The organism is Peribacillus frigoritolerans (assembly GCF_001636405.1).
In the GTDB taxonomy this organism is placed as follows: Bacteria; Bacillota; Bacilli; order Bacillales; family DSM-1321; genus Peribacillus; species Peribacillus frigoritolerans.
On sequence record NZ_KV440950.1, the window covers coordinates 3,784,221 to 3,802,559 of the forward strand.

General features: G+C 36.7%; 18 protein-coding genes and 2 pseudogenes. 5 read left to right on the forward strand and 15 right to left on the reverse strand.

Going from position 1 to position 18,339, the window contains the following annotated elements; genetic code table 11:
• Positions 1–9: 9 nt before the first annotated feature.
• Positions 10–1,047: an NAD(P)/FAD-dependent oxidoreductase gene (locus tag A6755_RS17890; RefSeq protein WP_063591551.1), complete on the reverse strand. Its 1,038-nt coding sequence runs from the start codon at positions 1,045–1,047 to the stop codon at positions 10–12.
• Between the two features lie 287 nt (positions 1,048–1,334).
• Here A6755_RS17890 and A6755_RS17895 point away from each other — a divergent pair, with 287 nt between their 5' ends.
• Positions 1,335–2,705, forward strand: coding sequence for a sigma-54 interaction domain-containing protein (locus A6755_RS17895; RefSeq protein WP_063591552.1), 1,371 nt, complete (start codon positions 1,335–1,337; stop codon positions 2,703–2,705).
• A 152-nt stretch (positions 2,706–2,857) separates the two neighbouring features.
• Positions 2,858–2,935, forward strand: a complete 78-nt coding sequence (locus A6755_RS26295; protein WP_244889755.1) for a helix-turn-helix domain-containing protein — start codon at positions 2,858–2,860, stop codon at positions 2,933–2,935.
• Between the two features lie 71 nt (positions 2,936–3,006).
• Here A6755_RS26295 and A6755_RS17900 read toward each other — a convergent pair whose 3' ends face one another.
• The 7 genes and pseudogenes from A6755_RS17900 to A6755_RS17920 all read right to left on the reverse strand — a co-directional run bounded on the left by A6755_RS17900 (position 3,007) and on the right by A6755_RS17920 (position 9,032).
• A complete protein-coding gene (locus A6755_RS17900; RefSeq protein ID WP_063591553.1) occupies positions 3,007–3,681 on the reverse strand; it encodes an IS6 family transposase in 675 nt (224 codons plus the stop codon).
• Between the two features lie 249 nt (positions 3,682–3,930).
• Positions 3,931–4,869, reverse strand: coding sequence for a glutarate dioxygenase GlaH (glaH, locus tag A6755_RS17905; RefSeq protein WP_063591554.1), 939 nt, complete (start codon positions 4,867–4,869; stop codon positions 3,931–3,933).
• 331 nt (positions 4,870–5,200) lie between these two features.
• Positions 5,201–5,542 carry a DUF3870 domain-containing protein gene (locus A6755_RS17910; RefSeq protein WP_063591555.1) on the reverse strand — a complete coding sequence of 114 codons (342 nt, stop codon included), beginning with the start codon at positions 5,540–5,542 and terminating at the stop codon, positions 5,201–5,203.
• Between the two features lie 30 nt (positions 5,543–5,572).
• Positions 5,573–5,737 (reverse strand): annotated as a pseudogene (locus tag A6755_RS27715) (L-2-hydroxyglutarate oxidase); the annotation flags it as partial.
• Positions 5,718–5,879, reverse strand: coding sequence for a hypothetical protein (locus A6755_RS27175; RefSeq protein WP_174878742.1), 162 nt, complete (start codon positions 5,877–5,879; stop codon positions 5,718–5,720). The pseudogene A6755_RS27715 and the gene A6755_RS27175, both read right to left, overlap by 20 nt.
• 362 nt (positions 5,880–6,241) lie before the next feature.
• Positions 6,242–7,654 carry a DHA2 family efflux MFS transporter permease subunit gene (locus A6755_RS17915; protein WP_063591556.1) on the reverse strand — a complete coding sequence of 471 codons (1,413 nt, stop codon included), beginning with the start codon at positions 7,652–7,654 and terminating at the stop codon, positions 6,242–6,244.
• 613 nt (positions 7,655–8,267) lie between these two features.
• Complete coding sequence (locus tag A6755_RS17920) at positions 8,268–9,032, reverse strand: hypothetical protein (protein ID WP_063591557.1); 765 nt, start codon at positions 9,030–9,032, stop codon at positions 8,268–8,270.
• Positions 9,033–9,509: 477 nt separating this feature from the next.
• Between A6755_RS17920 and A6755_RS17925 the strand changes: the two genes are divergently transcribed.
• On the forward strand, positions 9,510–10,196 hold the full coding sequence (locus tag A6755_RS17925; protein ID WP_063591558.1) for an ArsR/SmtB family transcription factor: 687 nt from the start codon (positions 9,510–9,512) through the stop codon (positions 10,194–10,196).
• Between the two features lie 89 nt (positions 10,197–10,285).
• Here the strand turns inward: A6755_RS17925 and A6755_RS17930 are convergent, their stop codons facing one another.
• Positions 10,286–11,170 (reverse strand): DMT family transporter, encoded by an 885-nt coding sequence (locus A6755_RS17930; protein WP_063591559.1) that lies wholly within the window; start codon positions 11,168–11,170, stop codon positions 10,286–10,288.
• A gap of 211 nt (positions 11,171–11,381) precedes the next feature.
• The gene (gene gloA2 / locus A6755_RS17935) at positions 11,382–11,768 is read right to left on the reverse strand and encodes an SMU1112c/YaeR family gloxylase I-like metalloprotein (protein WP_063591560.1); all 387 of its coding nucleotides are present in this window, start codon (positions 11,766–11,768) and stop codon (positions 11,382–11,384) included.
• Positions 11,769–12,160: 392 nt separating this feature from the next.
• On the opposite strand from gloA2, the gene A6755_RS27180 reads away from it, so the two are divergent.
• The gene (locus A6755_RS27180) at positions 12,161–12,325 is read left to right on the forward strand and encodes a hypothetical protein (protein ID WP_174878743.1); all 165 of its coding nucleotides are present in this window, start codon (positions 12,161–12,163) and stop codon (positions 12,323–12,325) included.
• Between the two features lie 59 nt (positions 12,326–12,384).
• On the opposite strand, the gene A6755_RS27980 is transcribed toward A6755_RS27180, so the two are convergent.
• Positions 12,385–12,507 carry a hypothetical protein gene (locus A6755_RS27980; protein ID WP_255294707.1) on the reverse strand — a complete coding sequence of 41 codons (123 nt, stop codon included), beginning with the start codon at positions 12,505–12,507 and terminating at the stop codon, positions 12,385–12,387.
• Between the two features lie 432 nt (positions 12,508–12,939).
• On the opposite strand from A6755_RS27980, the gene A6755_RS17940 reads away from it, so the two are divergent.
• The gene (locus A6755_RS17940; protein WP_063591561.1) at positions 12,940–13,416 is read left to right on the forward strand and encodes a DinB family protein; all 477 of its coding nucleotides are present in this window, start codon (positions 12,940–12,942) and stop codon (positions 13,414–13,416) included.
• Positions 13,417–14,371: 955 nt separating this feature from the next.
• Here A6755_RS17940 and A6755_RS17950 read toward each other — a convergent pair.
• From A6755_RS17950 to A6755_RS17960, 4 genes and pseudogenes are all read right to left on the reverse strand, one after another.
• Entirely contained in the window at positions 14,372–14,794 is a 423-nt protein-coding gene (locus A6755_RS17950) for a hypothetical protein (RefSeq protein ID WP_034313108.1), read from the reverse strand.
• Positions 14,795–15,322: 528 nt separating this feature from the next.
• Positions 15,323–15,523, reverse strand: a pseudogene (locus A6755_RS27720) (DUF1572 family protein); the annotation flags it as partial.
• Positions 15,524–16,017: 494 nt separating this feature from the next.
• Positions 16,018–17,217 carry a C40 family peptidase gene (locus A6755_RS17955; RefSeq protein ID WP_063591563.1) on the reverse strand — a complete coding sequence of 400 codons (1,200 nt, stop codon included), beginning with the start codon at positions 17,215–17,217 and terminating at the stop codon, positions 16,018–16,020.
• A 599-nt stretch (positions 17,218–17,816) separates the two neighbouring features.
• Positions 17,817–18,326: a DoxX family membrane protein gene (locus tag A6755_RS17960; protein WP_063591564.1), complete on the reverse strand. Its 510-nt coding sequence runs from the start codon at positions 18,324–18,326 to the stop codon at positions 17,817–17,819.
• Positions 18,327–18,339: the final 13 nt, after the last annotated feature.

The window sequence follows — 18,339 nt, forward strand, 5'->3', positions numbered from 1 at the left end:
CCACCCCTGTTAAAAATTACTTTTAACTAATGATTTTTCTTTCTTCGTTTCTTTTTCTTCCATTAATGTTGTACTGTGCACCGTATGCAATTTAGCTTTCGGATCCAAATACACTTTTACGTTGCTGACAGCAATTGGTGCTTCGCCAAAACCGGTCGCTATCAATTTCACTTTTCCTTCATATGTGCAAATGTCACCAACTGCATAAATACCTTCTATGTTCGTTTCCATTTTGGAATTCACTACAATCGAGTTTTTCTCGAATTCCAATCCCCAATCTTTAATTGGTCCAAGTGAAGAAATAAAGCCGTAATTTACGAGTACATCGTCAACATCCATTTCGATTGTTTCGTCATATTTCGCATGTTTGACTATCACTTTTTCTACTTTCTCATCTCCGACAAGTTCAACCGGAACATATGGAGTCAATATCTCCACCTTCGACCGATTTAATAATTCTACACTGTGCTCATGAGCACGGAATTGATCTCGGCGATGAACGATGGTTACTTTTTCTGTGATCGGCTCCAACATCAACGCCCAGTCAACTGCCGAATCTCCTCCGCCAAACACGGACACTTTTTCACCTTCAAACTGTGCTAAGTTTTGAACGGAATAATGTAGATTCGTTTCTTCGAATTTGTCTTCCCCTTCAAGCTTCAGCTTGCGTGGTTGGAAAGCACCGTTTCCTGCGGTAATAATGATTGTTTTCGAATAGTGAACTTCCTTATCCGTTTCAATGGTGAAAATGCCTTCTTTATCTTTTTCCACATGTTCAACCGATTGTCCGAGACAGGTTTGAACTTCGAACTGATTCATTTGTTCAACCAGGTTGCTGATGAGTTCTTGTGCCTTCACTTTAGGGAATCCAGCAACATCATATATAAACTTCTCGGGATAAAGAGCCGATAATTGCCCACCTAACTGTGGTAAACTCTCAATAATTTTCACGGATGCTTGGCGCATGCCTGCATAAAAAGCGGTGTATAATCCCGCCGGTCCTCCGCCAATAATGGTAATATCTACAACCTCACGATGGTCTCCCATTTAAGTGCCCTCCTTCATCTATTTACAGTTCAAAATATTTCAACTATTATAAAGTGCAAAGTAATAAGATTTTATCGGCATAACGAATCTTTATATGTAATCGTGTACACCAACCTCCCACTCTTATTACTGTACTCTATAATACTTGCAATAACCGTGCCAACTTTTAAAGAGCGGCGAAACCACATGTTGATTCACTAAATCGCCCAACATTCATTTTTTTTGAACGTTTTTGTACTCAACTGAGTTCTCTCAAACTCACATTATGTTTTTCAGGAGGTCACAACATGATTTTATCTAATTTTTTAATCAATTTCGATTTGGATATGGAAACGCTTATTAAAATTTTGGATTATTCTTCTGATGAAATTTTTGTTTTGGATAAGAATATGAAAATTATTTATGTAAATGATGCCTGTAAGAAGCATTACGGTTTAAATAAGGAAGAAGTTATAGGGAAATCAAGCTTGGAATTAGTGGATAAAGGCTATTGGTATCCCTCAATTTTTCCCGATATATTGGAAAGAAAAGAGCCGATTATGATTAAACAAACCACTGTCCTCGGTGCAGAGCTGCTCACTTCTGCTATCCCTATTTTAAATGAAAAGAAGGAAGTGGAATTGGTTGTAACAACCGCAAGGGAATTACAAAGCTATAAAATGCTGAAGGTAAAAGAAAAGGATTCAGATCAAAGTAAAGAAACGGAAGACCCATTCGCCAGCATCATCACCAATAATGAAAAAATGAAATATGTACTGAAGTTTGCCAAGAAGGTAGCGGCTGCAAACTCTACTATATTAATTCTTGGTGAGTCCGGAACAGGTAAAAGCGTTTTGGCCCAATATGTCCACGAAAACAGCAGCAGAAAGAACGGTCCCTTTTTAACAATCAATTGTGCAGCTATTCCTGCTGAATTAATGGAGTCCGAGCTTTTTGGCTATACACCAGGAGCTTTTACAAATGCAAACCGTTCCGGAAAAAAAGGGCTGCTGGATAGTGTTAATGGAGGTACAGTGTTTCTTGATGAAATCGGGGACATGCCTTTGCCTCTTCAGGCCAAAATGCTTCAAGTCATTCAGGAGAAAAAATTCATTCCTATTGGTGGAAATAAAGAAAAGAAGGTGGATATCCGTATTATTGCCGCGACCAATAAAGACTTGAACGAAATGGTGAAAAATAAAACGTTTCGGGAAGATTTATATTACAGGCTGAACGTAGTGGATATCAAAATGCTTCCCCTTCGAGAAAGAAAGGAAGATATCAGCCCGCTCACTTATTATTTCTTATATAAATTTAATCGAAACTATGAAATGAATAAATTAATTTCGGAAGATTGTCTCAAATGGCTGACCCATTATTCCTGGCCCGGAAACGTAAGGCAATTAGAAAACCTCATTGAAAGGCTTGTCATTACAAGCGATGATGTCATCGGTATCGATGACCTACCCGAAGGAATTTATAACCATAGCCAGCTGAAGATTGGAAAAAATGCCCCTACCTCCCTCAATGAGGCGATAGAATTGGCAAAAAAGGAGATGGTTCTTACATCTTACAAACTGAATCGAAGCTCTAGGCGTGTCGCCAAGGATTTACAAATCAGCCAAACACATGCAGCCAAATTGATCAGAGAGTATTGTCAGGACTTGAAGGAGGATTGAACATCCAGGCGGATGTTGCGAAGCTTAGCTTGTTGTCTGGGGTAATGAAATATAAGCCGTTTTTGTACGGATACGATTCAAAAGCACTCGGCTTCCTTAACTTCGAGGAGATTTAATTTCTAAAACATTTTTATTTATTGGATTTAGTTTCGATGATCCAAATTAAAGACGTCGCAGAAAAATGGGGTTTATCTCGAACAACGATTTATCGGTATTTAGAAAAACATTAAAATGAAGAAATCCGGTTCTGGTGCAAAAAACAATAGAGACATAGAACCTACATGGCTTGTTTAATGCCAGATTATGATGCAATTCCAAACAACTTCACCCGTTGGTGAAGTTGTCCTTTTTTCATCATATGCATCGCTTCAATGCCACTCAATATAGAAATGGCTGTTTCATACGACTTGAATCCCAACATAGAACGCACACGTTTCTTAATGAAACGATGATCTTGTTCCACTATATTGTTAAGGTACCGTATTCGTCTGATTTTAACGCCTTCAGGCATCATCTTTTCCTCTTTTAACTGCTCAATGGCTAAAGGATACGCTGGGTTTTTATCAACCGTAACGACACGTGGTGTTGTAGAATGACAAACAGCCAAGGCTTTTTTGAAAAAGCACTTGGCTGCTTTGGTATCTCTTGATTTACTTAAATAAAAGTCAATTGTATTTCCTTCAGAATCCACAGCACGATATAGATACATCCATTGGCCTTTGACTTTGATATACGTTTCATCGACTCTCCAGGAGTCATTTGTTGGCTTAAGATGACGCCGTACTCTTTCATCTAATTCAGGCCCGTATTGATGAACCCAACGCATAATGGTTGTGTGAGCTATGGATAAGCCGCGTTCCTCCATCATTTCCACCAAATCACGAAAACTAAGGCTGTACCGTAGGTACCATCTAACCGTTAACAAAATAATATCAGGCTGATAATGCTTCCATTTGAACAAAATTTGTTTTTCCATATCGATCACACACCTTTTTTAGGGTAATAGTATCAGTATGTCCAAGATTTAGAGATTCATTGCAATTATTTTGAAGTTTTTGCACAAGAACCGGTATTTCTTTTCGGTATGCAATTGTATATCAGTTTCGAATTTAGAGAAATAAAAAAAGAAAGATAAATTCTCGTTCCAAACCAAAAGGCAGGAAAAGAATTTATCTTTAAAAGGTTTTTGGGGATGGAAATAAACGATAGGGTTTACAGGTAAAACTTATTGGTTAAAACGTCCTCGCTGACGAAGTAATTCACGGTTCAAGTTTGGATCCTTTTCAAATGCAGCACGTCCGTGAAGCCAAAAAATATTATTGACGACAACCAAATCACCAACAGGAAGTTCTAGTTCAATTACACTTTCATCAGCTTCCAATGAATCAGAGAAATCACGTAGGTATTTTGCCTGTTCAATGGATTCAGGATAAACAAATTGATCGATAAAACAAACACCGGGCTTGTTATTATGATTGAAGAAAGTTAAACGTTCAATCTCTTGATCAATATTTTTACTTTTTGGAGCCTTATACGTAAATTTTTGATTTGATAATGGATGTTTGATGTACTTATCAAGTTCCTTCCAATCATCAAGGTGTAATAAACGTGATTCGCCTCCGCGGGCATTTTTTTCGATCGTTTTCATCATTAGCAACCAGTCTGTCGGCTCATCTACAAACGTACCGTCTGTATGAAGTGTAAATAAACGATACGCCTGACGTAGATATGAATCGCTGCTATCTGTATCTTGTACACTAAAACGTGCATAGTATTTTCCAGACATTGCATCATGATTTGGAGTTCCAAGTAAGTAAGAAATCGCTGTTGCGAAAATAACATATTCATCAGTATTTTCAGTGACGCCTTCTAAACCAAGAGTAAATCCGCCGGACTCTCGATCATGAACGATACTCCGAAGTACTTCGCCAAACTCTTCTCCTACTTGATTCAATAGGTAAGAAGCGACAATGTGACGTGCGTATGGTGTATATTCCAAATGTTGTACTGATTGATTATCCTTTAATAATACTTCCAAAAAACTTCCAATTGCCTCTTTTGAGATTTCAATATGATACAAACGATCTGTTTGCGAGTGAACTTTAACCTCATATTTTTCAGTTTTCTTTTCAAACTTAGCTTTCCTTTTTTCTGCAATACTCATGAATAATTCCTCCTGTTATTTGTAGAATAGGTTAATGAGTTAACGGGAAATATAAAAAGCCAGTCGCACAAGTTCCCTATTAAAATAGGATTCTACTTGTACAACTGGCTTATATTCACTTCACTGCTCTATACAATAGAGTCACAGCGAATATGCAGTTTATGTATTATTTATGTTTCCTGTTTCCAATTATTATAATCTATTCACGATTTTGAAAAGGTATTTTACAAAAGGTGATAATGTCATAACAATGGCTTCATTCAATTGAAACACTTTCGCATTCTAATGTCAATTCTTTTTACTTATTATTCAGATAAATTAAATTATAACTCTAGTTTGGTTGTTTTGGTTTTTCCCCGGACTTAATTTGCTGAAAATGGAGGTCTACGTCTTTTAATGCAGCGATCAAGGCATTTGTTGCCTTTCCCCTATAATATAATTGAATAGATTCTATCGCATGATCAACACCATCATTTAAACTAGTCCCTTTTAACACTCGTCCAATAAATTCACGTCCATGTTCTGTTGCCAATGTACAAGAAGCTTCTAGTATAACCCCATATTTTGCATCGACTTCTGCAGTAATGGTTAACGTTTCAAAGACACTTTTTGCTGCCATTCCCTGGGGTAAACGTGCGTGACCTGCAATAAATATAGTTTTACCATTAAACATGAGTCTTCTTCCTCTCTAAAAATGATTTATTTATTTTGTTAATGTAGCTTCCAATAAGTGCGATTGTTCTGGGATACGGTTAACAACCTCTTTTCCAATTTCAATGGAAGCTGTAGCTGCAGGAGACGGAGCGTTACATACATGAATAGTACGTTTCCCCATAATAATATGAAAGTCATCTACCATATTCCCATCCTTCCCATCCTTCTGGATAATCCATTCCTGTTATTGGAACATCCCGTTGGTTCCCATTCGTCAATTCCTCATGATACAAGACTGCTTCCGCCTGGCCAAATTTCAAACGATATTGGAGACGTGGGTGTTCGATCACTTCCAAAATCACGCCTTCTTTTTTTTCAAATTGTTTAAAGAATGGCGCGTTCTTAAATGATCCAGTTTCGAAAAGGGTTTAAAGATTAAAGAATATGAAAAAAAGTCCAGATTAATAAAAGATACTTCCACACCTACATCTAATTCATGTATGTTTACTTCTTTTTATAAAGAAAGGAAAAGATAAAAGAGGGAGAACAAATCACCTGGATGACTTGTTCCCCCTCTTTTTTAGAATCCCTTAGGTAGGCACGACAAAGGAATGATAGGGCCTGGGAGGGAAAGCTACCAGGGGCGGCGTTGGAAAATGTTCATAACAAGTTAAAATATGGAGTTCTAATATTTAGCTTAAAAAATCAATTCAAATATTTAATTCTTCTCCCCGAACTCTTTTGCTGCTGATTTTTGATCCTTTATTTTAAAAGAAATGAGGAAGCTAATTAACGAAAGTACAGCGATGACAATAAATGAGATTTGCGCGCCATACATATCAGGATGGACTATCTCGGGACGCTGCTGTGCATTTTCGGTAGCTGATGTCATCACAGTAACAAGTATTGCCGTACCTACAGATGCGGCAATCATTTTCATCGTATTATCCATTGCTGCACCATGGGCGATTAACCGTTTAGGCAGCTGGTTTAAGGCGGCCGTTGAAACAGGCATCATAACCATGGCTAATCCGAACATCCGAATACTGTACATGACCATAATGAATGTAAAACTTGTCGAAGGACCAACATCGATAAAAGTGAAGGAGGAAGCGGTTATAAGGAGTAATCCGCCAATAACCAGCCACCTGGCCCCAATCCGGTCAAAAATACGTCCAATGAACGGTGACATTATTCCTGTAATAAGTGCTCCAGGGAGTATGGCCAATCCAGCTTCAAACGCAGTAAACCCTCGCATGTTTTGCATAAATAGCGGGATGAGCGTTTCGGCACCTATCAGACCCATAAAGGTAATGGCTCCAATAATGATAGCAATCGGGAATAATGAATACGTGAACACACGGAACTCCAGCATTGGATGTTTCAGTCGCAATTGCCTGTTGATGAACCAAACAAGTGATATTGTCCCAATGCCTAGGGAGATGATGGTACTCTCGTCTGTCCAGCCATAATTACCAGCCGCTGTAAAACCATACAATAATCCACCGAAACCTACGGAAGATAAAACAATCGAAAGCACATCCACTTTTGGCCGTGTAACTTCTGTTACATTTTTTAAAGCGAAGAACGCAACTATGATATCAATAATAGCAATTGGAAGTATGATAAAGAATAACACCCTCCATGAGTAGGTCTCCGTAACCCAGCCAGATAAAGCGGGACCAATAGCCGGCGCGAAGGAAATGACCAGCCCGACCAGTCCCATCGCTGCACCCCGTTTATGAACAGGGAAAATCATTAGGAAGACTGTTTGCATTAACGGGAGCATGATTCCTGCTCCGCTCGACTGGATCATCCTTCCTAGTAGCAGCATTCCAAAATTAGGAGCTAGCCCAGCAACCAATGTACCAATTGCAAATATCCCCATCGCGGAAAGGAAAAGCTGTCTGGTGGTAAAGCGCTCCAGTAAAAACGCGCTAACAGGGATCATGATCCCATTAACCAGCATAAAAACGGTTGTTAGCCACTGTGCACTATTTGCCGTAACATTCATCTCCTCCATTACAGGAGGAATGGCGGTAATCATTAATGTTTGATTCAAGATCGCAATGAATGTACCCGCAAGCAAAAGAGCAACAATTGTTGTCTGTTTACGATTTGTTGAACTCAATAATGGTCCCCCTTTACGATTTGGAAAAAAACATACTTTTGTAGATTACACGAATTCACATCAGATTTCCAGTAATTTGCTGTTAAAAATAAAAGCAATAAAGTCGGTAGTAAATCATTACTACAGCAAAACTACCCTGAATATAACGACTTTCTTCTATAGTTATTTATAAAAAACAAAAAAGTATCATTCGCTTTTAGATCATAGGGACCATGGTATCAAAACGCGGAAATATACTAAGCAAATATCGGCAACTTAATTACAATGGTGATTATTTGTTATAGCCAGTTAAGAGTGCTTTTTATGCAATAAAGGTCTTTCACTTGAAGATTGTTTTGATGTCTGCTGCGGCAATTTGATCCGCTCTTATAGGGAGTGACTTTTGAAGGTGCCTCCGTGTTTGGTTCAAAAGCAACCCTTTGACTAGGCTAATACAGCATCAATTACAAACTGTTCTTCAAACGAAATCTCCTTTTAGTTGTAGGGGTTTGGATTCTATTGAATGGCGGTCACTTAAAAGATCCATAAATGGTTTAAAATTAAAGATATGAAAAGTAGTCCAGATTTATAGATATTTCCACAGCTAATCCTGCAAATATAAAAAGCACCCCATTTAATGGATGCTTAGATTTCCTTTCTTTCGTAATCTTATTTCAAATTTATCACTGAAAAACTCATTTGCATTAAAAATCGTACTAATGTCTGAAATATCACCTATGTTCACAATTATTGCTTCATCAACTTCTTGATCTGTGAGAACTATGCGATATTCATATTGATTTTCAAAGTATCTATCTTTCCAAAAATAAATATCAGTCCCTTGATTTTTATAAGAGCTCATCCTTGCTGAGGAATTGATGTTATAATCATCGTATTTTACCAAGCCCCCTCTGTAAGCATAACCTTTTTCATTGAGTGTTCTAGTAATTCTGTCAATAAATTGCGAAGGGGTAACAAAAATCAAGCTGTCTCCGAACTCCCTGATCATTTTATCGATTTGTTCATTAGGTAAATCAAATTTGGTATAGTAATATTTTTCATCCTCGTTAACCACTTTTAACATATCGCCAATAATTGCAAACATACAATATAATGGTCTTTTTTCATTTATATTTTTTCTGAAATTCAATTTTTTAGTTCGCCCCGACATTATTAATTCATTGGTATCTTGAGTAAAGAAATTCATGGTTAATTCCGTAAAAACATGTGCTGCTTCAAATTTGTCTCCTACACCTTTTTCTCCTGAAGCACTTTCTATATCAATATACTTTTTGAAATTATTCATATATAAATCTCCAGACAAAAAACTTTCCACAAAAGGTGTGAACTTTATAAATCCAAAAACTTGACCTTTAAATCCAACGTCTGACATTTTCATACGCTTCATTCCCTCCTATTTAACTACTAAATTCACAAAAGGGACTATTTACCGGTATTTATTCCAAGACTATTATGAACGTTTACTGTTAGTGAACATGTAAAAATGTATGCCTAGTTTACAAAGAATATACTTCAGTAAAAAACGCTTATCCAATGGTATACAGTCTTTCTTCTTTACAGTCTTCTCTTTAGCCTCTCCTGAATTAATCTCTCCCCAAAAAAGCAACCAATTTATCACGTGCATTTTATCAAAAAAATCCTTGTAGAGACGAATCAAAATTAATGTTTAGAAATAAAGCTTTCCATTTTATTGTTGGGTCCAATATTCTTTTTTTAAAGCAGGAATCGTGAATATACCGAATATCCTAGGACAGCGGTACTGTATAATGGAAGTATAAGTTTAGTTATTTTTAATGCTGATTAATTGGCGTTCAGCTTATTAACTAATCTATCGGCAGAAAGGTTGGTAACTATTTTGAGTATAAATCCAAATATGGTGGAGATAGCCTCCCTCCTTGGGGAAACGTCACGTGCAACAATACTTGCAAGTCTCCTGGATGGGCGTTTTCATACGGCAGGTGAATTAGCGTTGATGGCTGCAATAACACCTCAAACCGCCAGCTTTCACCTTTCTAAGTTAGTGGAAGGAAACCTTGTTATAGTTGAAAAACACGGACGACATCGCTATTATCAGCTAGCAAATGGAGAAATTGCGCACATTTTGGAATCGTTTCTTGCCATTTCCCCACCTCCTGAAGTTCGGTCATTAAAACAATCAAGTCAGGTCAAAATGCTTCAGGAAGCCAGAACTTGCTATGATCATTTGGCAGGAAAACTAGGCGTCCAATTAACTGAATCGATGTTGAAAGCCGGATATTTGAAAAAAGAAGAGAGAGAGTTTACAGTTACACCCAAAGGAGATCATTTTTTTTCAGAATTCGGCGTCGATTTACTTGATTTAAGAAGAAAACGCCGTTCATTTTCCCACTCATGTTTAGACTGGAGTGAACGTCACCATCATCTTGGCGGAGCTTTAGGAAATGGGCTTCTTACACATTTATTTGATTTAGGCTGGATAGTCCGTGTTCCATCAATACGAGCAGTAAAGGTCACACCTAAAGGGAAAGAAGGATTTAAAGAAGTTTTTTGCATAGAGGTATAATTTTAAAATCCCTCATGATAAAAAGAAAGGTTCTTTTTCATCATGAGGGACTTTCTGTCTTTAGCGGCAAGAATCAATCCATACGATTACTATAAAGCTCTTTTAACGAATATATTTTCCTTTTGGAAATTGCTATTTACAAGATAGATGCCAATGATGATAAACAGTCCGCCAATTAAGAGTGAAGTGTATATCTGTTCACCTAATAGTGCCCACCCTGATAATACACCGAAGAAAGGTGCCAAAAATAAAAAGGCACTTGTTTTTCCGGGATCACTCTTTTGTAAAAGGTAATACCAAACAGCAAATTGCACGATCGATGACATGATACTTAACCATAATAAAATGAACAACGAATTGCCATTCAGTATGAAAAATGGTTTTTCAAGAATAAAGCTGCCAAGTAAAAGCAGTAAACCGCCAAAAAGCATCTGATAGGCAGATAATACCCATGTATCGGAAATCGCCCCCCATTTTTTCGCCAATAAAGTGGAAATCGCCCAGAAAACAGCAGAAAGAATGCCGAAAAGAATACCAACCTTGAATTCAAGTTGCGCGCCCATCGTTATAATTACTCCGACTAATCCTAATAAAACACCAATCCATTGATATAGTTTATAGCGTGTTTGTGAAAAGATCGTACCGAAAACAACAACAAGCAACGGGTTCGTGAATGTAAGAATGGAGGATTCACTTGCTGTAATCGTGCGTAAACTCAGGAAAATGCACCCCATTACTCCGGCAGTTTGAAAAGTGCCGATAATGAGAATTTTTATCCAATCCCCTTTAGAGTTTGGGTGCGGTCTTTTTAAAAAGATTACGATTATCGCCATTATGAGTCCGGCAAGTGTGAAGCGTAATGCTGCTAATAATAATGGGGATGAATAAGGTAGACCAATTTTAACTACTGCAAAAGAAGAACCCATCAAAAATGTCGTTAAAAGTATCAACACTGTAAATTTGTAAACATTCATTTTTTTATCTCCTGACATATTTAAATGACCAATCTACAGATAGTATAGCCGGTGATTATTTCAGCTCTCATCGAAATATGGAATACAAGTGGATCAAACTTAATGGTATCGACATATCAAAGGGAATCTTCATAGTTTAATTGATATAAGTAACCTCTTTATCATCGTATTCATCTTTGAAATCAACTTAAGAAATAGAGGTAACCTCATCCTATTTTTCATATATTTCAAGAGGCAAATCATCCGGATCACTAAAAAAAGTGAACCTTTTTCCTGTTAACTCATCAACACGGATTGGTTCGACTGGAATGTTTTCTTTTTCTAAATCTTCAATCGCTTGATTAATATCTTCCACTTCAAAAGCAAGATGTCTAAGCCCCCTAGCTTCAGGATAACTAGGACGATGCGGGGGATCAGGAAATGAGAACAATTCCAGCTGATATTCCCCTCCGACGATTAAGTCCAATTTATAAGATTTCCTTTCTGACCGATATGTTTCCTTCTCGATATCACACCCTAAAATATTTACATAGAAGTTCTTTGACTTTTCATAATCGGAACAAATTATTGCTACATGATGTATTTTATTTAATTTCATTTGCTTCCTCCTTAAAAACATTGGTTATTTTCATGTGATTTTACCAAAGTTATACATATGCTTCCCTCGGACTCTACTGCACGATATGGTATATTCATTTCCCTTTGACAGGTCCACCACTTAGATTAATTGCAGACATTAGAAAAGTTATATATTCATCATGGAAAATGCCAGGGCCATACTGTTTGATTAATATTATTGCTAATGGCGTATAAAAAAATAAAAAGCCCTGTTAGCTGAAATTCAGTAACATCAGGCTTTCAAGATCTAACCGGTTGAGTTTTTGCACTATCTATATATGATTTCGAACAAACTTTTATAAATCATACCCACTTTTTCCTGCATTGATTTTAAACTATTTTACAGCAGGAATTGTTTGTGGATGTTCAGTTATGAAATTTTCCTTACCCGATTTCAAGGTCATGAAAGCGATAAAACAAACGACTCCGAATGAAACCAATAACCAAACAGCTCCATTAAACGATCCATTGAAAGCGTCTATGACAAAACCAATCGTTAAAGGAGCGATGAAGCCAGCCAGCCAATTGCATCTCTAAATTGACCACCCCCAATGCAACCTCCATTGGGGTACAGTTCACTTCACGTATGCTTTTCTTTACCAGTTATTCGTTTTATCTAATAATTGATCAATATCAAATGCATCGAGATGAAATGGAATTGACTCTTCGGCAAGTTCTTCAGTAGCAAAAAGCAATTGGTCAATATCTATTATAGTCAAAAACAATTCCCCTCCTTTTTAATCACTTTACCCTCAAACTTTACTTTAGTAGTTAATTCTTTTGAGGGCATCTTTATTCAGGAATTTTTAGGATCCTTTTTAATTCTAGAATTTGAAGAATGAATAGCTCTCTTTATGTAAATATTTATACACCAGAATACTTTTCTAATAATTTCCATTATACCGCAAATGAAACTGTATAATTTTACAATTGTATAACAATTATCGTGAAAACCTCATGGGACTTTTTATTTTTGTTAGAATGCTAATAATATAATTCTATAAGTAAAGCGATTCTTAATAAAAGATCGCTCCCTATTGCGGAACATTAACCGGTTGAAATAAAGCTAATTTCAGGAAATTCAAACCATATTCTTTTTCGGTATTTACTGGTATAATATGGATGATTTTGTTAGTGAGAGGGGAGAAAACATGAATCAACTTGTATTTAAGCAATTTGAGATGACGAGAGAATACTTCATCAAGAATGTAGAGTCCATTTCTAAGGAACTAAACGATGTGCAGCCAGATGGCTTTAATAACACAATTCATTGGCATACTGGTCACGTTTTGACAATTACAGAACAAACTATGTTTGGTTTCCCGAATGCAACAACCCATCTTCCCACGAATTATATAAAGTTATTTGGGAATGGCACAAAACCAGCCGATTGGACAGGGAATATACCTGCTATGGATCAGCTGGTTGTACAGTTGAAAGATCAAATAACTCGTTTAAAGCAAATTCCTCCTGAACAGCTAGATCAAGATTTGGATACACCATTCCTAGGATGTAAGACTGTTGGAGAACTTGCAGGTTTAACATTAATGCATGAAGCGACTCATATGGGGCAAATTCAGGCAATGAAGCGTATCATTGAGCATGTAAGTCTCAAAAACCGAATTTAACAAAGTGTTATATTAAGATGAAAAAGCCAGTCTAATAAAACTGGTTTTTTCTTTTGTTTGTTATATTTTATACATCATTATTCTACATAACACTCTCTATTTTCATTACTCCACAAACTATTCCTTCTTGAACACACTTAATCTACCTATTTTTATTAAGCTATTCTGCCCTTAGCCATAATTTATCTAAATAAGGTTTTCTATTATGTCAAAAAACAATCAACAGCAAAAAAAATGGACACTCAACTATCTGTAGCAACCTTTACTGGTATTGAATTAGGACAAGAGCTTGCAAATATTCATCAAGAAGTTTCTCAATTAATTTAATTCGTATCTCCATTTCAAAATTCCCCACAAGGTGGCCCAGCAAATCTAGCTTCAAACTCATAAAAAAAACAGATAGTATCATATAGTTCTCAAGCTTAACAACAAATGAAGAAAGCAGATCAACAAGAAGAAACTCCAGGAAAAACACAATATATGAGATTATGTAGGACATGGGAAGATGACCGTCTTTAATAAAGTGCATTTTCCTTTAATTCTTTTTACTCTTTTCCTTTCACTAAAAAGGAGATGCCGATCAGCTCCTGATAATGAAGTAAAGCACCTGTCAGCCATATCCATTAAGCGCAAAAATGAGCGCTCCACCACAGAGAATGAAAATCGTGGAAAATCATCCATACTCATTCTATGGCTGGGTGAGTAAGGCGATGAACTATGGTGCCAATAGCCCATTCGTTAGTCTGACTCCAACGGCCTCGGTGCATCACAGACTGTCGCTCCCTTAAGGGGGTGACAATAAATAATGGATGATAACAATACCACCAGGCTCGGACCTTTTTTGGTGGATCTCATTAACTAGCTCACCTCGACAATAAACCCATGAGCTAGCCTGTTTTGTCCCTGATGATGTAGATGTACAAGAGTTCCCTGATTATCCTCTTAAGGTTATTGTTTACTTTAAGGTATCCAATCCAACTTTAAAGAATGAGTTTAATCCATAAGCCACTGATTGAACCGTATTCGCATTATCCAATAGTGACTGTTTATTCTCCCCAGTTGGATTCTCTTTTGCTCGTATGAAGGAGGCTTCCAGAGCTGACAACTTTTGTTTCAACTCATTGATTTGCTCTTGGACTGAACCCTTAATTGCAGTAGCTTCCCTGAAGCACTGTTTACCTTTTGGACTAATCGTTGCTCTGCTTATCTTCCCAGTTGTACTCTTTTTGATAGCTATGAGCTTCTTGTTCGCAAGTATCACTAACTCAGCCCTTACCACTTCAAGATTTTTATCGTACTTTTCAGCAATTTTACTTACACATCTTTCTCTATTGCATTCCTCAAGGAAAGAAAGTATTTGCTTTTGTAGATGATTCATATTGGTTTCTCCTCTTAAGTTTGTTTCCATTTGCAAGAATTATAAAGTTTCTTTCTACCGTTTCTTTAAAGTTTGCATACCATAAAACCCCAAAACACATATATTGTTTTTTTCGTATTTTCTCTTACAAAAACACCTTTAATTTATCACAGGAACCACAGAATCTAATATAAAACTACAGAAACTAACAAATGTTTTTTAAATATTCAATTAATCGCACAAAAATTGGAAGTATACGCATTCATAACGTAAGGGAAAGAACGAGACAAGCATTGTTTAAGGATATAGGGACAAGAGGATCAAAGCCATTCGATTGCGGGAAGTTTTAGGCTCAACAACTCGAAGAGTAAGAAAAACAGCTGCTATGTTAACCGAAATCGATGAATATAATAAAAGGATCTAAGATCATCTCACCAAGAAAAGCTGGTGGCAGCAATTATGAAAGTAAATAAAAATATCCATATGGATTATACCAAGATAAAATTCTCTGGCACCCGTTAAGAAAACAGGTTTTTTCTGGAGTATATATCAATTAGGGTTTTCCATCCTTTTCCCAATAGTTAGCTCGGATTTTGAAGATATATCTTCTATAAATACTTCATCACGATTTCTATATCCCTTTTCTCCGTCTAAAGTAAAAAAAGTCATTCTACCTTGTGAAATCATATTTCCACTCAAATGCTTTACTATTACCGCAACAGACTCGATATTATGAGTCCCATGTATTTTCCTTTCGGATAATAGATTTACCGCTTTATCTCCAAGGCTTTTTACACTTTTAAATCTTTCGAATAATCTTTAAATATTCGTTTTCAATATCACAGTCAGCCCCTTCCAAAAAATAGCATTTTCTTAAAATTAACTTGAAATTTTTACCACAACCATTATAATAAAGTTTTCTTAATGAACTAACTGCCCAATTAGTTCATTAAGAAAAACCGAAATCAGGTCATTTCGGTTTTTCTTTTTTATAAACAGTACAACTTTTTTTCTAATCCACAATTTCGATTCTTTCCGCAGTTAAAACATTAACCGATAAAACTTAGCAACTTTCATTCTCTTTTCATTGGTATATTCCTCAAAACCTTTGCCCTTTTTAAGACATTAAAAACCCCTCAAGATAGTAGTTGTAACATCGTTTGTTCGTGATCTTGTTACACTGCCTACCTTAAGGGGATAATATGACTAGAAAATCCAAGTAGTCTAACTCTCTCGTGTCTATCTTAGTCCATATTGATTTGAACTTGCCCAAAACTTTCGAACTTCTTATTAAAATCACTTGAAGTAAGGTCAGATATATGAACACCAGTATTCTTTGTTGTATGAATAAAGCGACCATCCCCTAGATAAATACCGACGTGGGTTATCTCTTGACTTAAGTCTGTATCTCTAAAAAATACTAAGTCGCCTGCCTTTGGATCTTTGAGTTTCGGCAGCAAGGAATAGTAGTCCGCTGCCGAACCCCGTTTAAGGGAAATGCCCTGCTCCTTCATGGCCCAATAGATAAAACCGCTGCAATCCATTCCAATCATCGGATCATATTCTCCGAAAACATAGGTAAATCCACGTAAAGTATAAGCATACTTTATGACATCATAAGCTTTATCATAGGAAGCCTCTTGATTTGCATAAAATGGATACAAGGGACTGCTGTATATTTGAAGATACTGTCCCTGCATCAAGCTATCAGTCGGTAACGCGTTACGTTTTTTGATTGTATCCACCGATACACCGTAATTATCCGAGATACTTTTAAGTGTTTCATTATTTTGAACGACATGCTCTCCTTTTGGTGTATACGTTTTATACTCGGCTTGGTATTGTGCAAAATATTTTTCCATGGTAGATCTCACCTGAACTGTCTCCGCTCCGTATCCAGAATTAACGAACTGATTTCCCCCCAGATAGATCCCTGCGGTCACGACTTTTGAACTCCCCTTTTCCAGAAAAAATATAACATCTCCAGCCTTAGGAGTATTTGTATCCATTCCTTGCTTATAATAGCCTTCAACTGACAAACGGTCGATAGGCACCTTTTGCCGGGAGAGTACCCAATGAATCAATCCGCTAGAATCAAACCCTTTGGTAGGTGTCTCTTGTCCAGCCGTTTTTTTAAATCCTGTAAAGGTTTTCGCGTAATTCCCAATTTGTTTCCCTCTCTCTGACCACTGATAGTTCGAAGGAGTATAAGCAGTCTGTATGGTTAACTTCTGGCCAATATATAACTTACCATCCGGTAAACCATTCATATCCATTAATTGCTCTGTCGATATATCATAGATCGCTGCAATCGATTCTACCGTTTCTTGAGAGGATACAGTATGCACTGGATCTGCTGCTTCAACTTTTAAGCCAGATAAAAAAGTAAAACTAGCCATGCCTAGTAATAAAAACAACATACTACCTAATATTCTTTTCGCCATATAACCCTTCCTTTATCATACAGATTTTGTTCCTTCCTATTGAAATTATGTAATAAAATATCAACTGTATAACTTTAACATAAAAATACTATTAATTGGATTAACTTCCACTTTCATCATTGAACTAACCTTCTCTTTTGTTTCTCTTTTGCGATATTAATATAAGGCCATTTTGTAAAAAAATGCCCCTTCGTAAAAGTGTCTTTTACGAATACGCTATTAAGCTAATTATAGGATCATCAATAAAAATGATATGACGCAAAATACAAAAAACTCAGTTCCAAAGTAAGAAAGAACTGAGTTCAGACTGTAGACGAACTCGCTGAAGAACAAGTTTGTCTCATTTTATTTAGGTGTATAAAACCTTGAACGTCGCTTGGAACATAGGGCACTCGTTTTTCGCGGGCGGGCCGCCCTCGGTGCTTTCGCGCCTATGGGGTCTCCCCTCGACGTGCTTTTCCCGCAGGAGTCTCCCACACACGCTCCAATCAACTCTGTTTTGAATTTTAGATACCCCCCTTTTTTCTACAAACTCCTGAGTTTTTAATTATTTTCTTCACTCTTATATTTTGTAAAGTTATGAGTGAATAACTTTATCTCTAACTGTGCATAGTTACTTCTTTTTCCTTTTTTCTAAATATTTGTTTTCTTAGGAATGGGATTATCCAATGATCTAAACCTATTCTCGCTGCATTAAAGCCTGCAACAAGGATAAATATTTCAATTAAAACCATCTGTGGGTTTGTACTCGTTGCTCCAGAGAACATGTAGGAAAAGTTCATTAGCACTCCCATTAATACAGCAAAAGTTGTAAAAGTTCCTAAAAGTAATCCAAGTCCGACTAAAAATTCACCCCATGGAACTAGAATATTGAATATCCCTACATTTGGTAATGCAAAGTCACCTAAAAAGTCAGCCCACCAAGATTGAACAGATGGATGTTCACCAGTTACTTTTCCTATTGCACCTGTAATGAATCCAGATGCATCAAATTTCCCACTAGTTATTTTACTCCACCCTGCATTCAACCACTGCCACCCTATAAATATACGAAGTATTGTCAGCATAAATGACGCGTAAACATTTTCTCTTATAAACTTAACAAACATTATTAAATCCTCC

Bases quoted from the DNA above. Each gene is read 5' to 3' on its own strand.
- A6755_RS17940 (WP_063591561.1), top strand. From the start codon at position 12,940: ATGAATCAACTTGTATTTAAGCAATTTGAGATGACGAGAGAATACTTC.
- A6755_RS17895 (WP_063591552.1), top strand. From the start codon at position 1,335: ATGATTTTATCTAATTTTTTAATCAATTTCGATTTGGATATGGAAACG.
- A6755_RS17930 (WP_063591559.1), bottom strand. From the start codon at position 11,170: ATGAATGTTTACAAATTTACAGTGTTGATACTTTTAACGACATTTTTG.
- A6755_RS17950 (WP_034313108.1), bottom strand. From the start codon at position 14,794: ATGAATCATCTACAAAAGCAAATACTTTCTTTCCTTGAGGAATGCAAT.
- gloA2 (WP_063591560.1), bottom strand. From the start codon at position 11,768: ATGAAATTAAATAAAATACATCATGTAGCAATAATTTGTTCCGATTAT.
- A6755_RS17900 (WP_063591553.1), bottom strand. From the start codon at position 3,681: ATGGAAAAACAAATTTTGTTCAAATGGAAGCATTATCAGCCTGATATT.
- glaH (WP_063591554.1), bottom strand. From the start codon at position 4,869: ATGAGTATTGCAGAAAAAAGGAAAGCTAAGTTTGAAAAGAAAACTGAA.
- A6755_RS17920 (WP_063591557.1), bottom strand. From the start codon at position 9,032: ATGAAAATGTCAGACGTTGGATTTAAAGGTCAAGTTTTTGGATTTATA.
- A6755_RS17890 (WP_063591551.1), bottom strand. From the start codon at position 1,047: ATGGGAGACCATCGTGAGGTTGTAGATATTACCATTATTGGCGGAGGA.
- A6755_RS26295 (WP_244889755.1), top strand. From the start codon at position 2,858: ATGATCCAAATTAAAGACGTCGCAGAAAAATGGGGTTTATCTCGAACA.
- A6755_RS17960 (WP_063591564.1), bottom strand. From the start codon at position 18,326: ATGTTTGTTAAGTTTATAAGAGAAAATGTTTACGCGTCATTTATGCTG.
- A6755_RS17955 (WP_063591563.1), bottom strand. From the start codon at position 17,217: ATGGCGAAAAGAATATTAGGTAGTATGTTGTTTTTATTACTAGGCATG.
- A6755_RS17910 (WP_063591555.1), bottom strand. From the start codon at position 5,542: ATGTTTAATGGTAAAACTATATTTATTGCAGGTCACGCACGTTTACCC.
- A6755_RS27180 (WP_174878743.1), top strand. From the start codon at position 12,161: ATGAAATTTTCCTTACCCGATTTCAAGGTCATGAAAGCGATAAAACAA.